At 65.3% G+C, this 17,655-nt stretch carries 29 protein-coding genes; 26 read left to right on the forward strand and 3 right to left on the reverse strand.

Annotation, left to right across the window (positions count from 1 at the left end; translation table 11 throughout):
• Nucleotides 1-138 precede the first annotated feature (138 nt).
• The 25 genes from rpsJ to J1N50_RS02415 all read left to right on the forward strand — a co-directional run bounded on the left by rpsJ (nucleotide 139) and on the right by J1N50_RS02415 (nucleotide 13,408).
• On the forward strand, nucleotides 139-450 hold the full coding sequence (rpsJ, locus tag J1N50_RS02295) for a 30S ribosomal protein S10 (RefSeq protein WP_003042199.1): 312 nt from the start codon (nucleotides 139-141) through the stop codon (nucleotides 448-450).
• Between the two features lie 300 nt (nucleotides 451-750).
• Nucleotides 751-1,524 (forward strand): 50S ribosomal protein L3, encoded by a 774-nt coding sequence (rplC, locus tag J1N50_RS02300; protein WP_215349985.1) that lies wholly within the window; start codon nucleotides 751-753, stop codon nucleotides 1,522-1,524.
• 2 nt (nucleotides 1,525-1,526) lie between these two features.
• The gene (gene rplD, locus J1N50_RS02305) at nucleotides 1,527-2,153 is read left to right on the forward strand and encodes a 50S ribosomal protein L4 (RefSeq protein ID WP_215349988.1); all 627 of its coding nucleotides are present in this window, start codon (nucleotides 1,527-1,529) and stop codon (nucleotides 2,151-2,153) included.
• Complete coding sequence (locus tag J1N50_RS02310; RefSeq protein ID WP_058454348.1) at nucleotides 2,146-2,454, forward strand: 50S ribosomal protein L23; 309 nt, start codon at nucleotides 2,146-2,148, stop codon at nucleotides 2,452-2,454. The genes rplD and J1N50_RS02310 overlap by 8 nt, the downstream gene beginning before the upstream one ends.
• Nucleotides 2,455-2,476: 22 nt before the next feature.
• Nucleotides 2,477-3,313 (forward strand): 50S ribosomal protein L2, encoded by an 837-nt coding sequence (rplB, locus tag J1N50_RS02315; RefSeq protein ID WP_215349991.1) that lies wholly within the window; start codon nucleotides 2,477-2,479, stop codon nucleotides 3,311-3,313.
• A 3-nt stretch (nucleotides 3,314-3,316) separates the two neighbouring features.
• Nucleotides 3,317-3,592: a 30S ribosomal protein S19 gene (gene rpsS, locus J1N50_RS02320; RefSeq protein ID WP_003042215.1), complete on the forward strand. Its 276-nt coding sequence runs from the start codon at nucleotides 3,317-3,319 to the stop codon at nucleotides 3,590-3,592.
• Nucleotides 3,592-3,972: a 50S ribosomal protein L22 gene (rplV, locus tag J1N50_RS02325; RefSeq protein ID WP_054589690.1), complete on the forward strand. Its 381-nt coding sequence runs from the start codon at nucleotides 3,592-3,594 to the stop codon at nucleotides 3,970-3,972. The genes rpsS and rplV overlap by 1 nt, the downstream gene beginning before the upstream one ends.
• Before the next feature lies 1 nt (nucleotide 3,973).
• Nucleotides 3,974-4,681 carry a 30S ribosomal protein S3 gene (rpsC, locus tag J1N50_RS02330; protein ID WP_058454350.1) on the forward strand — a complete coding sequence of 236 codons (708 nt, stop codon included), beginning with the start codon at nucleotides 3,974-3,976 and terminating at the stop codon, nucleotides 4,679-4,681.
• A gap of 11 nt (nucleotides 4,682-4,692) precedes the next feature.
• Complete coding sequence (gene rplP / locus J1N50_RS02335) at nucleotides 4,693-5,124, forward strand: 50S ribosomal protein L16 (protein WP_058454351.1); 432 nt, start codon at nucleotides 4,693-4,695, stop codon at nucleotides 5,122-5,124.
• A gap of 5 nt (nucleotides 5,125-5,129) precedes the next feature.
• The gene (gene rpmC, locus J1N50_RS02340; protein WP_215349993.1) at nucleotides 5,130-5,333 is read left to right on the forward strand and encodes a 50S ribosomal protein L29; all 204 of its coding nucleotides are present in this window, start codon (nucleotides 5,130-5,132) and stop codon (nucleotides 5,331-5,333) included.
• A 12-nt stretch (nucleotides 5,334-5,345) separates the two neighbouring features.
• On the forward strand, nucleotides 5,346-5,621 hold the full coding sequence (gene rpsQ, locus J1N50_RS02345; protein ID WP_058454353.1) for a 30S ribosomal protein S17: 276 nt from the start codon (nucleotides 5,346-5,348) through the stop codon (nucleotides 5,619-5,621).
• A gap of 64 nt (nucleotides 5,622-5,685) precedes the next feature.
• The gene (gene rplN, locus J1N50_RS02350) at nucleotides 5,686-6,054 is read left to right on the forward strand and encodes a 50S ribosomal protein L14 (protein WP_011543078.1); all 369 of its coding nucleotides are present in this window, start codon (nucleotides 5,686-5,688) and stop codon (nucleotides 6,052-6,054) included.
• A 3-nt stretch (nucleotides 6,055-6,057) separates the two neighbouring features.
• Nucleotides 6,058-6,375 carry a 50S ribosomal protein L24 gene (gene rplX / locus J1N50_RS02355; protein ID WP_058454354.1) on the forward strand — a complete coding sequence of 106 codons (318 nt, stop codon included), beginning with the start codon at nucleotides 6,058-6,060 and terminating at the stop codon, nucleotides 6,373-6,375.
• Nucleotides 6,368-6,946: a 50S ribosomal protein L5 gene (gene rplE, locus J1N50_RS02360; RefSeq protein WP_215349995.1), complete on the forward strand. Its 579-nt coding sequence runs from the start codon at nucleotides 6,368-6,370 to the stop codon at nucleotides 6,944-6,946. Before rplX ends, rplE begins: the two co-directional genes overlap by 8 nt.
• A 52-nt stretch (nucleotides 6,947-6,998) precedes the next feature.
• Nucleotides 6,999-7,304, forward strand: a complete 306-nt coding sequence (rpsN, locus tag J1N50_RS02365) for a 30S ribosomal protein S14 (RefSeq protein ID WP_058454356.1) — start codon at nucleotides 6,999-7,001, stop codon at nucleotides 7,302-7,304.
• 11 nt (nucleotides 7,305-7,315) lie between these two features.
• Nucleotides 7,316-7,720 carry a 30S ribosomal protein S8 gene (gene rpsH / locus J1N50_RS02370; RefSeq protein ID WP_137866188.1) on the forward strand — a complete coding sequence of 135 codons (405 nt, stop codon included), beginning with the start codon at nucleotides 7,316-7,318 and terminating at the stop codon, nucleotides 7,718-7,720.
• Entirely contained in the window at nucleotides 7,720-8,253 is a 534-nt protein-coding gene (gene rplF / locus J1N50_RS02375) for a 50S ribosomal protein L6 (RefSeq protein WP_058454358.1), read from the forward strand. The genes rpsH and rplF overlap by 1 nt, the downstream gene beginning before the upstream one ends.
• Before the next feature lie 3 nt (nucleotides 8,254-8,256).
• Nucleotides 8,257-8,610: a 50S ribosomal protein L18 gene (gene rplR / locus J1N50_RS02380; protein WP_215349997.1), complete on the forward strand. Its 354-nt coding sequence runs from the start codon at nucleotides 8,257-8,259 to the stop codon at nucleotides 8,608-8,610.
• A gap of 1 nt (nucleotide 8,611) precedes the next feature.
• A complete protein-coding gene (rpsE, locus tag J1N50_RS02385; protein ID WP_246552961.1) occupies nucleotides 8,612-9,304 on the forward strand; it encodes a 30S ribosomal protein S5 in 693 nt (230 codons plus the stop codon).
• Between the two features lie 4 nt (nucleotides 9,305-9,308).
• On the forward strand, nucleotides 9,309-9,494 hold the full coding sequence (gene rpmD / locus J1N50_RS02390; protein WP_058454361.1) for a 50S ribosomal protein L30: 186 nt from the start codon (nucleotides 9,309-9,311) through the stop codon (nucleotides 9,492-9,494).
• Nucleotides 9,495-9,500: 6 nt separating this feature from the next.
• Nucleotides 9,501-9,707, forward strand: coding sequence for a DUF1737 domain-containing protein (locus tag J1N50_RS02395; protein ID WP_215349999.1), 207 nt, complete (start codon nucleotides 9,501-9,503; stop codon nucleotides 9,705-9,707).
• Between the two features lie 47 nt (nucleotides 9,708-9,754).
• Nucleotides 9,755-10,279: a 50S ribosomal protein L15 gene (rplO, locus tag J1N50_RS02400; RefSeq protein ID WP_215350002.1), complete on the forward strand. Its 525-nt coding sequence runs from the start codon at nucleotides 9,755-9,757 to the stop codon at nucleotides 10,277-10,279.
• Between the two features lie 204 nt (nucleotides 10,280-10,483).
• Nucleotides 10,484-11,857, forward strand: coding sequence for a preprotein translocase subunit SecY (secY, locus tag J1N50_RS02405; protein WP_215350004.1), 1,374 nt, complete (start codon nucleotides 10,484-10,486; stop codon nucleotides 11,855-11,857).
• Nucleotides 11,858-11,905: 48 nt separating this feature from the next.
• Nucleotides 11,906-12,559, forward strand: a complete 654-nt coding sequence (locus tag J1N50_RS02410; protein WP_215350006.1) for an adenylate kinase — start codon at nucleotides 11,906-11,908, stop codon at nucleotides 12,557-12,559.
• Between the two features lie 174 nt (nucleotides 12,560-12,733).
• Complete coding sequence (locus tag J1N50_RS02415) at nucleotides 12,734-13,408, forward strand: SRPBCC family protein (protein ID WP_215350008.1); 675 nt, start codon at nucleotides 12,734-12,736, stop codon at nucleotides 13,406-13,408.
• Here the strand turns inward: J1N50_RS02415 and J1N50_RS02420 are convergent.
• On the reverse strand, nucleotides 13,405-13,932 hold the full coding sequence (locus J1N50_RS02420; RefSeq protein WP_215350010.1) for a YceD family protein: 528 nt from the start codon (nucleotides 13,930-13,932) through the stop codon (nucleotides 13,405-13,407). The genes J1N50_RS02415 and J1N50_RS02420 overlap by 4 nt on opposite strands.
• A complete protein-coding gene (locus J1N50_RS02425; protein WP_215350012.1) occupies nucleotides 13,929-14,453 on the reverse strand; it encodes a ubiquinol-cytochrome C chaperone family protein in 525 nt (174 codons plus the stop codon). Before J1N50_RS02425 ends, J1N50_RS02420 begins: the two co-directional genes overlap by 4 nt.
• 169 nt (nucleotides 14,454-14,622) lie before the next feature.
• On the opposite strand from J1N50_RS02425, the gene J1N50_RS02430 reads away from it, so the two are divergent.
• Nucleotides 14,623-15,114 carry an outer membrane protein assembly factor BamE gene (locus J1N50_RS02430; protein WP_215350014.1) on the forward strand — a complete coding sequence of 164 codons (492 nt, stop codon included), beginning with the start codon at nucleotides 14,623-14,625 and terminating at the stop codon, nucleotides 15,112-15,114.
• A gap of 66 nt (nucleotides 15,115-15,180) precedes the next feature.
• Here J1N50_RS02430 and J1N50_RS02435 read toward each other — a convergent pair whose 3' ends face one another.
• Entirely contained in the window at nucleotides 15,181-17,445 is a 2,265-nt protein-coding gene (locus J1N50_RS02435) for an NADP-dependent malic enzyme (RefSeq protein WP_215350016.1), read from the reverse strand.
• Nucleotides 17,446-17,655: the final 210 nt, after the last annotated feature.

The raw sequence follows: 17,655 nt of genomic DNA on the forward strand, positions 1-17,655 counted from the left end.
CCGCGAGCCGCGCGATTCGGACTGATTCGCGCGGCTCGTAGCTAAAAGATTTTCGATGGCCTCTCCGGCCTCCTTTGGGGGTCGGAACAGGCCATTTCGCTCTTTCGCATCGTCAGACGGGATTCGACTGGAACAGTCATGGAAACGCAGAATATTCGCATTCGCCTGAAGGCCTTTGATCACCGCGTGCTCGATCAGGCCACGACCGACATTGCCGACACGGCACGTCGCACGGGCGCTCTCATTCGCGGTCCGATCCCGCTGCCGACGCGCATCGAGAAATTCACCGTGAACCGCGGTCCGCATGTCGACAAGAAGTCGCGCGAGCAGTTCGAGGTGCGTACCCACAAGCGGCTGCTCGACATCGTGCAGCCCACCCCGCAGACGGTTGACGCGCTGATGAAGCTCGATCTGGCTGCCGGCGTGAATGTCGAGATCAAGCTGGCCTGAAAACCAGCGTGCTCCGGACTTGATCCGGAGCCCAGGGTAGAAGCGGCCGACAGGCCGCGCTGAAGCCGCCCTGGGTTCCTGCTTTCGCAGGAACACAGTAAAGGTTTCGGAGGATACCGCCGGATTTATCCGGGCTGCGTCCCCCGTCTCGCCACTGGTCCTCCGGGGCGGTGGCGCCTCAGCCCGGACGGGGCGATGCATCGAAATTTCGGGCTGGGAGGGTTCGGCCGGGGCTTGCCCCGGTGGGTCCCGCAAGCCGTGCGGAATGGTCCGCCCGGCCTCTGTTTAGGAGTATGGATCATGCGTACTGGCGTGATCGCGAAGAAAATGGGGATGACCCGCCTGTTTCAGGACGACGGCCGCCACGTGCCCGTCACCGTCCTGAGCCTCGAAGGCTGTCAGGTCGTCTCCGTGCGCGATAAGGAACGCGACGGCTATGTGGCCGTTCAACTGGGTGCCGGCTCGGCCAAGGCGAAGAACGTCGCCAAGCCGCAGCGTGGCGCCTATGGCAAGGCCGAGGTCGAGCCCAAGGCGAAGCTCGTCGAATTCCGCGTCGCCGACGACGCGACGCTCGACGTCGGCGCCGAACTGTCGGCCGACCATTTCGTCGCCGGCCAGATCGTCGACATCCAGGGCGTGACCCAGGGCAAGGGCTTTGCGGGTGCGATGAAGCGCTGGGGTTTCGGCGGTATGCGCGCGACCCACGGCGTCTCGATCAGCCACCGTGCGCATGGTTCGACCGGTAACCGCCAGGATCCGGGCCGCGTCTTCAAGAACAAGAAGATGGCCGGCCACATGGGCGCCCGCAACCGCACCCAGCAGAATCTCGAAATCGTCCGCACCGACGCCGAGCGCGGCCTTCTCTTCGTCAAGGGCTCGGTCCCTGGCTCGAAGGGCGGCTGGCTGCTCGTCCGCGATGCGGTGAAGCTGCCGCGTCACCCCGAGGCCCCCTATCCGGCGGGCATCAAGAGCGCGGCCAACACCAACGAAGCCCCGGCTGACGCGCCGGTCGAAACGCCGGTCGAAGAAACCGTCGTCGACACCGCGGCCACCGACGGCGCACAGGAGTCCTGATCATGAAGGTCAAGGTTCAGACCCTCGATGGCAAGGCTGGCGCCGACATCGACCTTAACGACGACGTCTTCGGCGTCGACGCGCGCGCAGACATCCTGCACCGCGTCGTTGCCTGGCAGCTCGAAAAGCGCCGCGGCCCCGCCCGCGCCGCCCGCGAGCGCAGCGACGTCGCCCGCACCGGCAAGAAGTTCGGTCGCCAGAAGGGCGGCGGTACGGCTCGTCACGGCGACCGCAAGGCGCCGATCTTCATCGGCGGCGGCAAGGCGCATGGCCCGCGTGCCCGCACCTTCGGCCACTCGCTGAACAAGAAGATCCGCACCCTCGGCCTGAAGATGGCTTTGAGCGACAAGGCGAAGGGCGGCAAGCTCGTCGTCATCGACACGCTCGAGCTCAAGGACGCGAAGACCAAGGCGCTCGCCGGCAAGCTCGGCAAGATGGACCTCGGCAACCGCGCGCTCTTCATCGACGGCGATGCGGTGCACGAAAGCTTCGCAATGGCATCGGCCAACCTGATCGGCATCGATTCGCTGCCGGCCATCGGCGCCAACGTCTATGACATCATCCGTGCCGACACGCTGGTCCTGACCCGCGCGGCGGTCGAAAAGCTGGAGGCCCGCTGCAATGGCTAAGGCAAAGACCATCGACGCGCGTCACTACGACGTGATCCTCGCTCCGGTGATCACCGAGAAGTCGACGCTGCTCGGCGAAAACAACGCCGTGGTGTTCAAGGTCGCGGACGACGCGACCAAGCCCGCGATCAAGGCCGCCGTCGAGGCGCTGTTCGATGTCAAGGTGCTGAGCGTCAACACGCTCGTCACCAAGGGCAAGACCAAGCGCTGGAAGGGCAAGCCCTACACCCGCAGCGACGTGAAGAAGGCGATCGTTCGCCTGGCCGAAGGCCAGTCGATCGACGTCACCACGGGCGTCTGAGCGGCTCGGGAAGGCAGAGAAAATGGCACTCAAACATTATAATCCGACCAGCCCCGCGCAGCGCGGCCTGATCCTCGTCGACAAGTCGTCGCTGTGGAAGGGCAAGCCCGTCAAGGCGCTGACCGAAGGCAAGCGCAAGACCGGTGGCCGCAACAACAAGGGCCATGTGACCTCGCGCGGCATCGCCGGCGGCCACAAGCAGAAGTACCGCTTCATCGACTTCAAGCGTCGCAAGTGGGACATGCCGGCCACCGTCGAGCGTCTGGAATATGACCCCAACCGCACGGCGTTCATCGCGCTCGTGAAATATGAGGACGGCGAACTCGCCTACATCCTCGCGCCGCAGCGTCTGGCTGTCGGCGACACGATCGTCGCGGGCAAGAAGACCGACGTGAAGCCGGGCAATGCGATGGAATTGTCGCAGATGCCGGTCGGCACGATCGTCCACAATATCGAGATGAAGCCGGGCAAGGGCGGCCAGATCGCCCGTTCGGCCGGCACCTATGCCCAGGTCGTCGGCCGTGACCGCGGTCTCGTCATCGTGCGTCTCGGCTCGGGCGAACAGCGCTACATCCGCGGCGAGTGCATGGGCACGGTCGGCGCGGTGTCGAACCCCGACAACCAGAACACCAACCTGGGCAAGGCCGGCCGTGGCCGCTGGCTCGGCAAGCGTCCGCTGACTCGCGGTGTCGCGAAGAACCCGGTCGACCACCCGCACGGCGGTGGTGAAGGCCGCACCTCGGGTGGCCGTCATCCGGTGACCCCGTGGGGCAAGCCGACCAAGGGCGCTCGTACCCGTCACAACAAGTCGACCGACAAGATGATCATCCGGTCGCGTCACGCGAAGAAGAAGAGGTAAGCCATGGCTCGCTCGGTCTGGAAGGGTCCGTTCGTCGACCTTCATCTCCTCAAGAAAGCCGAAGCGGCTCAGGACGGCGGCAGCTCTGCCCCGATCAAGACCTGGTCGCGTCGCTCCACCATCCTGCCGCAGTTCGTCGGGCTGACCTTCAACGTCTACAACGGCCGCAAGTTCGTGCCGGTGTCGGTGAACGAAGACATGGTCGGCATGAAGCTGGGTGAATTTGCGCCGACGCGCTTCTTCCCCGGCCACGCGGCCGACAAGAAGGGCAAACGCTAATGGGCAAGGAAAAGTCCCCCCGCCGCGTTGCGGACAATGAGGCTCTCTCGGTCGGCACGCAGATTCGCGGCTCGGCGCAGAAGCTGAACCTCGTTGCCGCGCTGATCCGCGGTCGCAAGGTCGAAGACGCGATGAACGTCCTCGCTTTCTCCAAGAAGGCGATGGCCGTCGACGTGCGCAAGGTTCTCGCCAGCGCCGTCGCCAACGCGGAAAACAACCACAACCTCGACGTTGACGCGCTGGTCGTCAAGGAAGCGAGCGTGGGCAAGTCGATCTCGATGAAGCGCTGGCACGCTCGCGGCCGCGGCAAGTCGACCCGGATCGTGAAGCCCTTCAGCCGCATCCGCATCGTCGTCCGCGAACAGGAAGAAGAGGCGTAAGATGGGCCAGAAGAGCAATCCGATCGGCCTGCGCCTGCAGGTCAACCGCACCTGGGACAGCCGCTGGTTCGCCGAAGGCCAGGACTATGGCCGCATGCTTGTCGAGGATCTGAAGATCCGCAAGTTCGTGTTCAAGCACCTGCCGCAGGCCGCGATCTCGAAGGTCGTGATCGAGCGTCCGGCGAAGCTGTGCCGCGTGTCGATCTATGCCGCCCGTCCGGGCGTCATCATCGGCAAGAAGGGCGCCGACATCGAAAAGCTGCGCAAGCAGCTCGGCGAGATGACGGGCAGCGACGTGTCGCTGAACATCGTCGAGATCCGCAAGCCCGAAGTCGACGCCAAGCTCGTCGCACAGGGCATTGCCGACCAGCTCGAACGCCGTGTCGCCTTCCGCCGTGCCATGAAGCGCGCGGTGCAGTCGGCGATGCGTCTGGGCGCCGAAGGCATCCGCATCAACTGCGCCGGCCGTCTGGGCGGCGCGGAAATCGCGCGCACCGAATGGTATCGCGAGGGCCGCGTGCCGTTGCACACGCTGCGCGCGAACGTCGACTATGCCGAGGCCGAAGCGCACACCGCTTATGGCGTCTGCGGCATCAAGGTGTGGATCTTCAAGGGCGAGATCCTGGGCCACGACCCGATGGCGACCGACCGTCTGATGCTCGACGCGCAGACGACCGGTGTCCGTCCGGCCCGCGATGATCGCCGCTAAGGAACGCTGACATGCTGCAACCGAAAAAAACCAAGTTCCGCAAGGCGTTCAAGGGCCGCATCCACGGCCTCGCCAAGGGCGGTACCGACCTCAACTTCGGCTCCTATGGCCTGAAGGCGATGGAACCCGAGCGCATCACCGCGCGCCAGATCGAAGCGGCCCGCCGCGCGATCAGCCGTGCGATCAAGCGTCAGGGTCGCCTCTGGATCCGCGTGTTCCCCGACGTCCCGGTGTCGTCGAAGCCCGCCGAAGTCCGTATGGGTAAGGGCAAGGGTTCGCCCGAATATTGGGCCGCCCGCGTCAAGCCCGGCCGCATCCTGTTCGAACTCGACGGCGTTCCCGGCCCCGTGGCCGCGCTGGCGTTCGAACGCGCGGCGATGAAGCTGCCGATCAAGACGAAGGTCGTTGCCCGCCTCGGCGACACCTCGCATCTGGAGGGTTGAGGGCCATGGCCAAGACCGAAGATCTGACCAAGAAGACCGACGACCAGCTCGCCGAACAGCTTGGCGAACTGAAGCGCGAGGCGTTCAACCTCCGTTTCCAGGCCGCCACCGGCCAGCTGGAAAAGGCGTCGCGGGTCAAGGAAGTGCGCCGCACGATCGCGCGCATCAAGACCGAGCAGACCGGGCGCGCGCGCTCGGCTGCGAAATAAGGAGACCAACCCATGCCGAAGCGCATTCTGACCGGCACGGTGGTGTCCGACAAGGGCGACAAGACCGTCGTGGTGAAGGTGGAGCGGAAGGTCAAGCACCCGCTCTACGGCAAGATCATCCGCCGTTCGAAGAAGTATCACGCCCACGATGAGGACAACAGCTTCAAGGCTGGCGAAACCGTCCGCATCGAGGAAACGCGTCCGATCTCGAAGCTGAAGACCTGGAAGGTCCTCGACAAGGTCGAGGTGTCTACCAAGGCGAAGAAAGCCGACGAGATCGACGCATAAGCGCGAAGGGTTTCACGGAACCGCCGGGATGGCCCGGTAGGCCAGAGAAGAAGGAAATGCATCGATGATCCAGATGCAGTCACAATTGGAAGTCGCCGACAACAGCGGTGCGAAGCGCGTCCAGTGCATCAAGGTGCTGGGCGGCTCGAAGCGTCGCACGGCCGGCGTGGGCGACGTGATCGTCGTCTCGATCAAGGAAGCGCAGCCGCGCGGCAAGGTGAAGAAGGGTGACGTCCATCGCGCCGTCATCGTCCGCACCGCGAAGGACGTTCGCCGCGCCGATGGGTCGGTGATCCGTTTCGACAGCAACGCCGCCGTGCTCGTCAACAAGAACGAGGAGCCCATCGGCACGCGCATCTTCGGCCCCGTCGTCCGCGAACTGCGCGGCCGTGGCTATATGAAGATCATCAGCCTGGCGCCGGAGGTGCTCTAGACCATGGCGAACAAGATCAAGAAGGGTGACACCGTCGTCGTCCTGTCCGGCAAGGACAAGGGCAAGACCGGCGAAGTGACGCAGGCGCTGCCGAAGGATGGCAAGGTCGTCGTCGCGGGCGTGAACGTCATCACCCGCCACCGCAAGCCGACCCAGCAGAACCCGCAGGGCGGTCTCGAGCGCAAGGAAGCGCCGCTCTTCGCGAGCAAGGTCGCGCTGGCCGATCCGAAGACCGGCAAGCCGACGCGCGTCCGCTTTGAAACCAAGGACGGCAAGAAGGTCCGCGTGGCCGTGAAGTCCGGGGAGACGATCAATGGCTGATGCTTACACCCCGCGTATGCGCAAGCTCTATGACGACAAGATCGTCAAGGCGATGACCGAGAAGTTCGGTTACAAGAATGCGATGGAAGTGCCGAAGATCGAGAAGATCACGCTCAACATGGGCGTCGGCGAAGCCACGCAGGACAAGAAGAAGGTCGAAGCGGCCGCTGCCGAGATGGAACTCATCGCCGGCCAGAAGCCCGTCGTGACCCGCGCGAAGAAGTCGATCGCCCAGTTCAAGCTGCGCGAAGGCATGCCGATCGGTTGCAAGGTCACCCTGCGCCGCGAACGCATGTACGAATTCCTCGATCGCCTGATCACGATCGCCATGCCGCGCATCCGCGACTTCCGCGGCGTGTCGGCCAAGAGCTTCGACGGTCGTGGCAACTATGCCATGGGCCTGAAAGAGCAGATCATCTTCCCCGAGATCAACTATGACCGCATCGACACGGTGCGCGGCATGGACGTGATCGTCACCACCACCGCTCGCACCGACGAAGAGGCCCGCGAACTGCTCAGGCTGTTCGGCTTCCCCTTCCCGATCGAAGCGCAGGAAAAGGAAGCCGCCTGAGTCCCGCAAGGGACCAGGCAGGCTCTTTCAAGAAGGAAAGAGAACTTAAGTCATGGCGAAACTGAGTTCGGTGAACAAGAATGAGCGTCGCAAGAAGCTGGTGAAGAAATACGCCGGCCGTTATGCGAAGCTGAAGGCGATTGCGGCCGACACCTCGCTCGACGATGGCGAGCGTTTGATCGCGCGCCTCAAGATGGCGGAAATTCCGCGCAACGGCAACCCGACCCGCATCCGCAACCGGTGCGAGCTGACGGGCCGTCCGCGTGCCTATTACCGTAAATTCCGGCTGTGCCGCGTGCAGCTCCGCGATCTGGCCAACAAGGGCCTGATTCCCGGTGTTGTGAAGTCGAGCTGGTAAGGGACTAGAAGATGGCAATGACCGATCCCCTGGGTGATATGCTCACCCGCATCCGCAACGGCCAGCAGGCGAAGAAGGACAGCGTCCTGACGCCCGCCTCGACCCTGCGCGTCCGCGTTCTCGATGTTCTCCAGCGCGAAGGCTATATCCGCGGTTACAGCGAAGAATCGCTGGGCGCGAAGGGTCAGCACAAGGGCATTCGCATCGAGCTTAAATATTTCGAAGGCCAGCCGGCGATCCGCCACGTGGCCCGCGTCTCGAAGCCGGGCCGCCGCGTCTATTCGGGGTCGAAGGACCTTCCGATCGTGCGCAACGGCCTGGGCATCACCATCGTGTCGACCCCGCGCGGCGTTCTTTCGGACGCCGAGGCTCGCGAACATAATGTCGGCGGCGAAGTGCTGGCGGAGGTGTTCTGATGTCTCGCATTGGTAAAAAGGCAGTGGCGATCCCCAGCGGCGTGACCGCGGCGATCGACGGCGGCCAGCTGTCGGTGAAGGGCCCGAAGGGCACCCTCGCGATGACGCTCTCCGACAACATCAAATATGAGGTCGGTGAAGGCAGCATCTCGGTGCAGCCCGCGAACGACACGCGCGAGGCGCGCGCCTTCTGGGGTATGCAGCGCACGCTGGTGCAGAACCTGATCACGGGCGTGACCGAGGGCTTCACCAAGGTGCTCGAAATCACCGGTGTCGGCTATCGCGCCAACTCGCAGGGCAAGACCTTGAAGCTGCAGCTCGGCTACAGCCACGATGTCGATTTCGCGGTGCCCGAAGGCATCGAGATCAAGACGCCGGACAACACGACGATCGAGATCAGCGGTATCGACAAGCAGAAGGTCGGTCAGGTTGCAGCGGAAATCCGCCGCTGGCGCAAGCCGGAGCCCTATAAGGGCAAGGGCATCAAGTATCGCGGCGAGTACATCTTCCGCAAAGAAGGCAAGAAGAAGTAAGCCATGGCACATCTTACCACTTTCGAAAAACGCCGCCAACGCGTGCGTACCGCCCTCCGCCAGCGCGCCGGTGGACGCCCGCGCCTGTCGGTGCATCGCTCGGGCCGTCACATCTATGCGCAGCTCATCGATGACGCCGCCGGCAAGACGCTGGCCGCTGCCTCGACGCTCGACAAGGATGTCCGTGGCAAGACCGGCGCGACCGCTTCGGCTGCGGCCGATGTCGGCACCCGCCTCGCGGCTGCCGCCAAGAAGGCGGGCGTGACGCAGGTCGTGTTCGATCGCGGCGGCTTCCTGTTCCACGGGCGCATCAAGGCGCTGGCCGACGCGGCTCGCGAAGGCGGATTGGAGTTCTAATATGGCTGACGAAATTCAGAACGCCGAAGCGGCGCCCGAAGCGACCGAAAACACCGGCGCTCCGCGCCGTGGCCGGGGTGGCCGCGATGGTGGCCGTGGTGGGCGTGACGGTGGCCGCGGCCGCCGCGACGACCGCCGCCCGCGCGACGAAGAGGGCGGCGAGGAGCTGATCGAAAAGCTCGTCCACATCAACCGCGTTTCGAAGACCGTGAAGGGCGGCAAGCGCTTCGGTTTCGCCGCGCTCGTCGTTGTCGGCGACGGCAAGGGGCGCGCCGGTTTCGGTCATGGCAAGGCGCGCGAAGTGCCCGAAGCCATTTCGAAGGCGACCGCTGCCGCGAAGAAGGCGATGATTCGCGTTCCGCTGCGCGACGGCCGCACGCTGCACCATGATGGCCGCGGCCATTTCGGCGCGGGCAACGTCACGCTGCGCTCGGCGCCCGCGGGCACCGGCATCATCGCCGGCGGTCCGATGCGCGCCGTGTTCGAATCGCTGGGCGTCGCCGATGTGGTGACCAAGTCGGTCGGTACCTCGAACCCCTACAACATGATCCGCGCGACCTTCGAGGCGCTCGGCGAACAGACGAGCCCCAAGTCGGTCGCACAGCGTCGCGGCAAGAAGGTCTCGGACCTGATCAAGCGTGGCGGCTCGTCCGACCGCGCAGCCGAGGCCGAAGCCGCGGCGGTGACGGAGTAAGACGATGGCCGACAAGAAAATCAAGATCCGCCAGATCGGCTCGCCGATCCGTCGTCCGAAGGACCAGCGCAAGATCCTGACCGGCCTTGGCCTGGGCAAGATGCACCGCGAGGTCGAACTGGTCGACACCCCGGAAGTGCGCGGCATGATCCGCAAGCTTCCGCACATGGTGGAAATCGTCGAGGGCTAACCGCAGGTGAAGCTCTACCGCCTGTTGACCGGTCCCGACGACAGCGCCTTTTGCGCGCGGGTCGAGGGACTGCTCAACCGGGGATGGCAGCTTCACGGCAGCCCCTCGATTACCGAAGTCGGTGGCCGCGGCTATGTCGCCCAGGCCATCGTGATGGAGAAAGCCGGGCCTTATCCCGGTTTTCAGCCGTCGAGTGAAATCGAACCGGACTGAAATCTTTCGGTCCACAGCGCGACCACAGCGAAAGCGAGTGCACAGACATGACGATCAAGCTTAACGAACTCAGCGACAACAAAGGCGCCCGCAAGGGCCGGATGCGCGTCGGACGCGGCATCGGTTCGGGCAAGGGCAAGACCGCGGGCCGCGGCCAGAAGGGCCAGAAGAGCCGCAGCGGCGTCGCGATCAACGGCTTCGAGGGCGGCCAGATGCCGCTCCACATGCGCATCCCGAAGCGCGGCTTCAACAACATCTTCGGCAAGGATTTCGCGATCGTGAACCTTGGCCTGGTGCAGAAGCTGGTCGACGCCAAGAAGCTCGATGCGAAGGCTGTGATCGATCACGCCGCGCTGAAGGCGGCTGGCGTTGCGCGCGGCGGCAAGGACGGCGTTCGTCTCCTCGCCAAGGGCGAACTTACTGCCAAGCTGACCTTCGCGGTCGCCGGTGCGTCGAAGGGCGCGATCGAGGCGGTCGAAAAGGCCGGCGGCAAGGTCGAGCTTCCCGAAGTCAAGGAAGCGGCAGCCGAAGGCAAGAAGGCCCAGCGCCGCGCCAAGGCCAAGGCCGAGTAAGAATTTGCGAAGGGGCGGTTCGGAAGGACCGCCCCTCGTCACATCACGAGATTGATTGTCCGTTCCATGCGAACGGATGATGCAGCCGGTATCGACGAGCTGCATCGCAAAATGGGCCTTTCCCCTTGCGCTTCGTGACCTCCGAACGCACATAGGCGCCGGGTCGCGGGGGGCGCGGTCCGGATATTCCTGAGGAAGACACCCATGGCCTCTCGCGCCGACCAGCTTGCATCCAACCTCAATTTTTCGAAGTTCGGCCAGGCGACCGAGCTCAAGAACCGCATCTGGTTCACGATCGGCGCGCTGATCGTCTTCCGCTTCCTGTCGTTCGTGCCGCTGCCGGGGGTCGATCCCGTCGCGCTGTCGCGCCTCTACAGCCAAACCGCGTCGGGCGGCGTCCTCGACATCTTCAACACCTTCTCGGGCGGCAGCCTCGAGCGCATGAGCATCATCGCGCTCGGCGTCATGCCCTATATTACGGCGTCGATCGTCGTGCAGCTCGCCTCGGCGCTCGCGCCGAGCCTCGCCGCGCTCAAGAAGGAGGGCGAGAGCGGGCGCAAGAAGCTCAACCAGTACACGCGCTACGGCACGGTCTTCCTGACCGCGATCCAGGGGTATTTCATCGCCGTCGGCCTCGAAACGCTCGGCCAGAGTCAGGGCATCGCCGCGGTCGTCGACCCCGGCATGATGTTCCGCATCGGCGCCGTCATCTCGATCGTCGGCGGTACGTTGTTCCTGATGTGGCTCGGCGAGCAGATCACCAGCCGCGGCATCGGCAACGGCGTCTCGCTGATCATCATGGCGGGCATTCTTGCCCAGCTGCCGCGCAGCTTCGCGCAGATGTTCACGCAGGTTCGCGAAGGCTCGATGGGTGGCGGCACGATCGTCGCCGTTGTCGTCGGGGCGGTCGTCGTGATCGCCTTCATCAGCTTCATGGAGCGTGCGCAGCGCCGCGTCCTCGTCCAGTATCCGAAGCGCGCGACGCAGCGCGGCGTGATGCAGGCCGACCGCAGCCACCTGCCGCTCAAGGTCAACACCGCGGGCGTGATTCCGCCGATCTTCGCCTCGTCGCTGCTGCTGATGCCGCTGACGGTGACCCAGATGCTCGGCAACAATGTCCAGCAGGATACGGCGTGGGGCGAATTCCTCGTCTCGCTCAACCAGTATCTCGCGCACGGCCAGCCGCTCTACATGGCGCTCTATGCCGCGGGGATCATCTTCTTTTGCTTCTTCTACGTCGCCGTGGTCTTCAATCCCGAGGAAACCGCCGACAATCTGAAGCGCCAGAACGGCTTCATTCCCGGCATCCGTCCGGGCAAGAACACCGCCGCCTATCTCGACTTCGTGCTGACGCGCATCACCGTGATCGGCGCGGCCTATCTGGCGATCATCTGCCTCGTCCCCGAATATTTCATCGCGGGGTCGGGCCTGCCGTTCCAGCTCGGCGGCACCAGCCTGTTGATCATCGTGAACGTCACGATCGACACGATCAGCCAGATTCAGAGCCACATGCTCGCGCATCAATATGGCGACCTCATCAAGAAGGCCAAATTGAAAGGCGGCATTGCGCGTCGCTGACGCCGCCGCTACGCGAATCCCGACAGGGTAGAGGTAACAGGGGCTTCCATGACGCTGAACATCATTTTGCTTGGACCGCCGGGCGCGGGCAAGGGAACGCAGGCATCGCGGCTCGAAAGCGAGCATGGCATGGTTCAGCTCTCGACCGGCGACATGCTTCGTGCCGCGGTCAAGGCGGGCACCCCGATCGGCCTCCAGGCGAAAGCGGTCATGGACGCAGGCGAGCTGGTTTCGGACGAGATCGTCTCCGGCCTGATCGGCGAGCGGCTCGACGCGCTCGGCGGCGACACCTCGGTGATCTTCGACGGCTATCCGCGCACCGCTGCGCAGGCCGATGCCCTCGACACCATCCTCGCGGATCGCGGCCGCAAGCTCGACCATGTGATCGAGCTGGTGGTCGAAGAGGACGCACTGGTCGACCGCATCACCGGCCGCTTTTCGTGCGCCAAATGCGGCGCTGGCTATCACGACCGCTACAAGCTGCCCAAAGTCGAAGGCACCTGCGATGTCTGCGGTAGCCACGAATTCAAGCGCCGCCCCGACGACAATGAGGAAACGGTGCGCACGCGCATGGCCGAATATCGTGCCAAGACAGCGCCGATCCTGCCGATCTACGAGGCGCGCGGGATCGTCAGCAAGGTCGACGGCATGGCCGACATCGATCATGTCAACGACGCCATCGAGGCCATTCTCGGCAGCTGAGCCGCACCTGTCGTAAACGTCATTGCGAGGGTCCCTTCGGCCTGCCGACGGGCCGGACGCTCAGGATAAGCCGTGACTTGGTCGCGGACCCGTGGCAATCCAGAGCGGCGTAAGGCTGCCCTGGATTGCTTCGCTTCGCTCGCCATGACGGAGCTCGGGGAGGAGGGGGATTGTATGAAATCTAAATCCTGTCTTGCTGCTGGGATACTCTCGGCTGCCGTGCTGGCCATGCCCGCGCAGGCGAAGGTCATCGACCAGAGCGACATCGGCTTCACCATTGCCCACAGCGCGCAGGTCGCCGCCTCGCCCGAAGATGTCTGGAAGATGCTTCGCACCCCCGACAAATGGTGGTCGAAGGATCATAGCTGGTCGGGCGACGCCGCGAACTTCTGGCTCGATTCGCAGGCCGGCGGCTGCTTTTGCGAGAAACTGCCTCCCGCCAAGCCGGGCGGCGCGCCGGGCAGCGTCCAGCACGCGCGCATCCTGTTCGCCAAACCCGACGAACTGATGCGCCTGTCGGGCGCTTTCGGCCCGCTACAGGGCGAGGCGGTGGCCGGCACGCTGACGATCCAGATCAAGCCGACGCCGACCGGCAGCGCGATCCGCTTCGACTATACGGTCGGCGGCTATATGCGCTTCAAGGTCGCCGACGTCGCGCCGGGGGTCGATCGCGTCCTCGGCGAACAACTCGTCGGGCTCGCCAGGGCGCTTGGCGGTTCGCTGCCGGTCGCGAAGGACGGGACGGAGGGCGCGGGCAAGGAGGCGCCCGCGAAGGACGAACAGGATCTCGACGCCGCGGTCGCGGACCTCGTCAAGGACGCGCCGAAAGAGGCGCCCGAGAGCGATTAGGCGCCCGGCTTGCCGCGCAGCTTCGCGAGCGCCGCGAAGGGCCCCGCCTGGTCCTCGCTGAGCACGCCCTTCTCGGCAAGGATGCGGTCGGCGTCCGGATGACGCGGAAAGGGATCGAGCGCGAGCGACAATGTCTGCACCGCCGCCTCGCCTATATCGATGCGGTCGTCCTCGAGCGGCAGGATATCGCAGTCACCGTCGCTGATCTCGATCTCCTCGTCGGGATCGACGACGGGCTCGGCGCCCTTCAGGAAGCGAAGATCGAAAGGCTCGGCGAGCTTTGCGGGCACGGGCAGGGCGGTCGCGGCGCAGCTCTGTACGACCGCGGCTTCGATCGCACCTCTCGCGGCGATTCCGCCCGCCACCGCGCGCACCTCGGCGGTGACGACGAACCGGTCGAGCGCGGCGAGGTCGAGCCGCTTCGCGATCGCCGCGCGGACGGCGTCGCCGGCTTCGATGCGCACCGTGCGACCCTGCGCCGCGTCGGCAAGCGTGACGATGTGCGAAAATTCGGGCGCGCTCATTCGGGCAGCCGCTCCGCGACGACGAGCGTATCGACCGGAGTCGCCGCCAGCGCCGCGCGCTGCGCCGCCACCCGCGCCATGACATGCGCCAGCCCCGCGGCGGGCGGCTCCTTGCCGCGCCACAGGTTGCGCACCAGCGCCGCCCTGAGTTCGTCCGATCCGTCGGCAGCCCGATATGCGCCGAGGCGGCCGCCGAGCGCGCCGACCATCCGCCCGATCTGCTTGCCGACGACCATGTCGCCGAACCCGATCTGGCGCATCTGCCCGTCCATGTCGTCGACGAACAATTCGGTGAGTTCGACGCCCGCGCGCGCCTGTTCGGGATCCTGGTCGATCCGGTGCAGGACAAGCGCGAGGATCAGGCTGACCATGTCGAAGCGCCCGTCGAGCGTGTCGGGGACGCCGCCCTCGCTATACCAGTGCGGTTGCCGCGCGGTGGCGACGACGGCGTTCCACAGTGGACGCCGCGCTTCGCGGGGATCGGGATCGGACCTGAAGAGTTTGCGGAGCGTTGAAAACATCGCAAATGCTTAGGCCGAATCCACTGAACGGAAAAGGCCTGTCGGTCAGCTTGGCGCAAGCATTGGGGCGGCATAAGCCGCTTGTGCGCGCCGTCCGCTTGCGGTTAAGAGGCGCGATTGCCAGCGCCGGCGCCCGATGCGGGGAAAAGCGGCGCAAGGAGACGAGTTGATGCCGATTGCCGACCCCAAGTCTTTCGCCCGTCCCGCCCGCCTGATCGTTGCGGGCGTGGCGCTCGCATTGACCGCCAGCGGCTGCGCGCAGGTCAAGGGCCGGCAGGGCTATTTCGTCGATCCGGTGCTGACCGATGCGATCGCCCCCGGCGTCGACAACCGCGAATCGGTCGAAAAGACGCTCGGCCGTCCGACCTTCGTCGGTCAGTTCAGCGACAATGAATATTATTATGTCTCGCGCGAGACGCGCCAGCTGGCGTTCGCCAGGCCGCGCCCCGTCGCGCAGCAGGTGCTGCGCGTGCGTTTCGATCCGGCGGGCAATGTCGTCGCGGTCGACAAGACCGGGCTTGATCTGGTGAGCAAGATCAGCCCCGAAGGCGACAAGACGCCGACGCTCGGCCGCCAGCGCAGCTTCTTCGAGGATATCTTCGGCAATATCGGTGCGGTCGGCGCGCCGGGAACGACCGGCGGAGGTTCGCCGGGGCAGTAAGCCGGCGGCCTTTGCCGGGCGGGTTGCAACAGCGGCGGCGTCTTCCCGACGACCGCCGCCTTTCTTTTATTGCGCGATACCGCCCGCCGCCAGGACGGCGAGGGTGACGAGGTCCGACGCGGTCGACGACATCGTCGCGACCTGCACCGGCTTTTCCATGCCGATCAGCATCGGGCCGATCACCGCGCCGCCGCCCAGCTCGCGCAGCAGCTTCGCCGACAGGTTTGCCGACTGCAGCCCCGGCATGACGAGAACGTTCGCCGGCCCCGACAGGCGGCAGAAAGGATAGTTCTTCATCGCGCGCAGGTTGAGCGCGACGTCGGGCGCCATTTCGCCTTCATATTCGAAGCCCGGATTGCGTTCGTCGAGGATGCACACGGCCTCGCGGATATTGTCGAGCCACGACCCGGGGGGGTTGCCGAAGGTCGAATAGGAGAGAAAGGCGACGCGCGGCTCATGTCCCATCCGCCGCGCGACCTGCGCGGTGCGCTCGGCGATGTCGGCCAGCATCTCGGCGCTGGGGCGCTCGTTGACCGTCGTGTCGGCCATGAAGATGGTGTGATGCTGGTCGACGAGGACATGGATGCCGAACGGCGTCTTGCCCTCGGCATGGTCGATCACGCGCCGCACCTCGCGCATCGACTGCGAGTAGGTGCGCGTCGTGCCGGTGATCATCGCATCGGCGAGCCCGAGCTGGAGCAGAAGCGAGCCGAAGATGTTGCGGTCGCGGTTGACCATGCGCTCCACGTCGCGGCGGAGGTATCCGCGGCGCTGCAACCGTTCGTAGAGCATGTCGACCATCTGCGGGACGTGCGGCGAATTGACGCTGTTGTGGACCTCGAAACTCTCGGCGTCGGGGACACCCATCGCGCGCAGCTTGTCGTGCAGCCCTTCGCGCCCGACGAGCACCGGAATGCCATAGCCGCCATCGCGGAACTGGATCGCCGCGCGCAGCACCACTTCCTCTTCGCCCTCGGCAAAAACGATGCGCTTCGGATTGGCGCGCGCCGCCTCATAGGCGAGCGTCAGCACCGAGGTCGTCGGGTTGAGCCGCGCGCGCAGTTCGGTGCGATATTCGTCCATGTCGGCGATCGGCCGCTGCGCGACGCCGGTGTCCATCGCCGCCTTGGCGACCGCGGCGGGGACGATTTCCATCAGGCGCGGGTCGAAGGGCGAGGGGATGATATATTCGGGGCCGAAGCTCGATGCCCGCCCGCCATAGGCGGCGGCCACTTCTTCCGGCACCTGCTGGCGCGCAAGGTCGGCGATGGCATAGGCGGCGGCGATCTTCATCTCCTCGTTGATCGCGGTTGCCCGCACGTCGAGTGCGCCGCGGAAGATGAAGGGGAAGCAGAGGACGTTGTTGACCTGGTTCGGGAAATCCGAACGGCCCGTCGCGATGATCGCGTCGGGGCGCGCCGCGCGCGCATCGGGCGGCGAGATTTCGGGGTCGGGATTCGCCATCGCGAAGATGATCGGCGCGGGCGCCATATCCTTGACCATCTCGGGCTTCAGCGCCCCGGCGGCCGACAGGCCGAGGAAGACGTCGGCGCCCTTCAGCGCCTCGGTCAGGTCGCGCGCTTCGGTCGGCACTGCGTGCGCCGACTTCCACTGGTCCATGCCTTCGGTGCGGCCCTGATAGATGGTGCCCTTGCGGTCGCACATGATCACATTTTCGTGCCGCACGCCCAGCGCCTTGATCAGCGCGGTGCAGGCGATCGCCGCCGCGCCGGCGCCGTTGACGACGACCTTCACCGTCGACAGGTCGCGCCCGGTCAGGTGGCAGGCGTTGATCAGGCCGGCGGCGGTGATGATCGCGGTGCCATGCTGGTCGTCATGGAACACCGGGATGTTCATCTTCTCCTTCAGCGCCGCTTCGATGATGAAGCAGTTCGGCGCCGCGATATCCTCGAGGTTGATGCCGCCGAAGCTCGGCTCGAGCAGTTCGACCGCCTCGATGAAGCGCTGCGGATCTTCGGTGGCGACTTCGAGGTCGATCGAATCGACGTCGGCGAAACGCTTGAACAGGACGGCCTTGCCCTCCATCACCGGCTTCGAGGCGAGCGCGCCCAGATTGCCGAGGCCGAGGATCGCGGTGCCGTTCGAGATGACGGCGACGAGGTTCCCCTTGACCGTATAATCATAGGCGCTCGCCGGATCCTCGGCGATTGCGAGCACGGGCACCGCGACGCCGGGCGAATAGGCGAGCGAAAGGTCGCGCTGCGTCGCCATCGGCTTCGAGGCGACGATCTCGATCTTACCGGGCCGGCCATATGAGTGGTAGAGCAGGGCCTCGCGATCCGAAAACTGCACCTTGCTGCCGCTGTCCATAATAATCCCCTTGGTTCGATTCAGACACGCGCCCGTTTCCCAATCCCCTAGCGTCACCGGCGTCGATTGTAACCCCGCGATCTTCCAAACTCGGGTGCGTCCGCGCGCAAGGGTTGCGAGCGACCGGGAGCGACCGGTTGCGGACATGGAATTCCTCCCTGTGGCGTAGCCATGGGGAGGTGGCAGCGCGAAGCGCTGACGGAGGGGCAA

Origin of the sequence: Sphingopyxis soli (assembly GCF_018682675.1) — a bacterium.
In the GTDB taxonomy this organism is placed as follows: Bacteria; Pseudomonadota; Alphaproteobacteria; order Sphingomonadales; family Sphingomonadaceae; genus Sphingopyxis; species Sphingopyxis soli.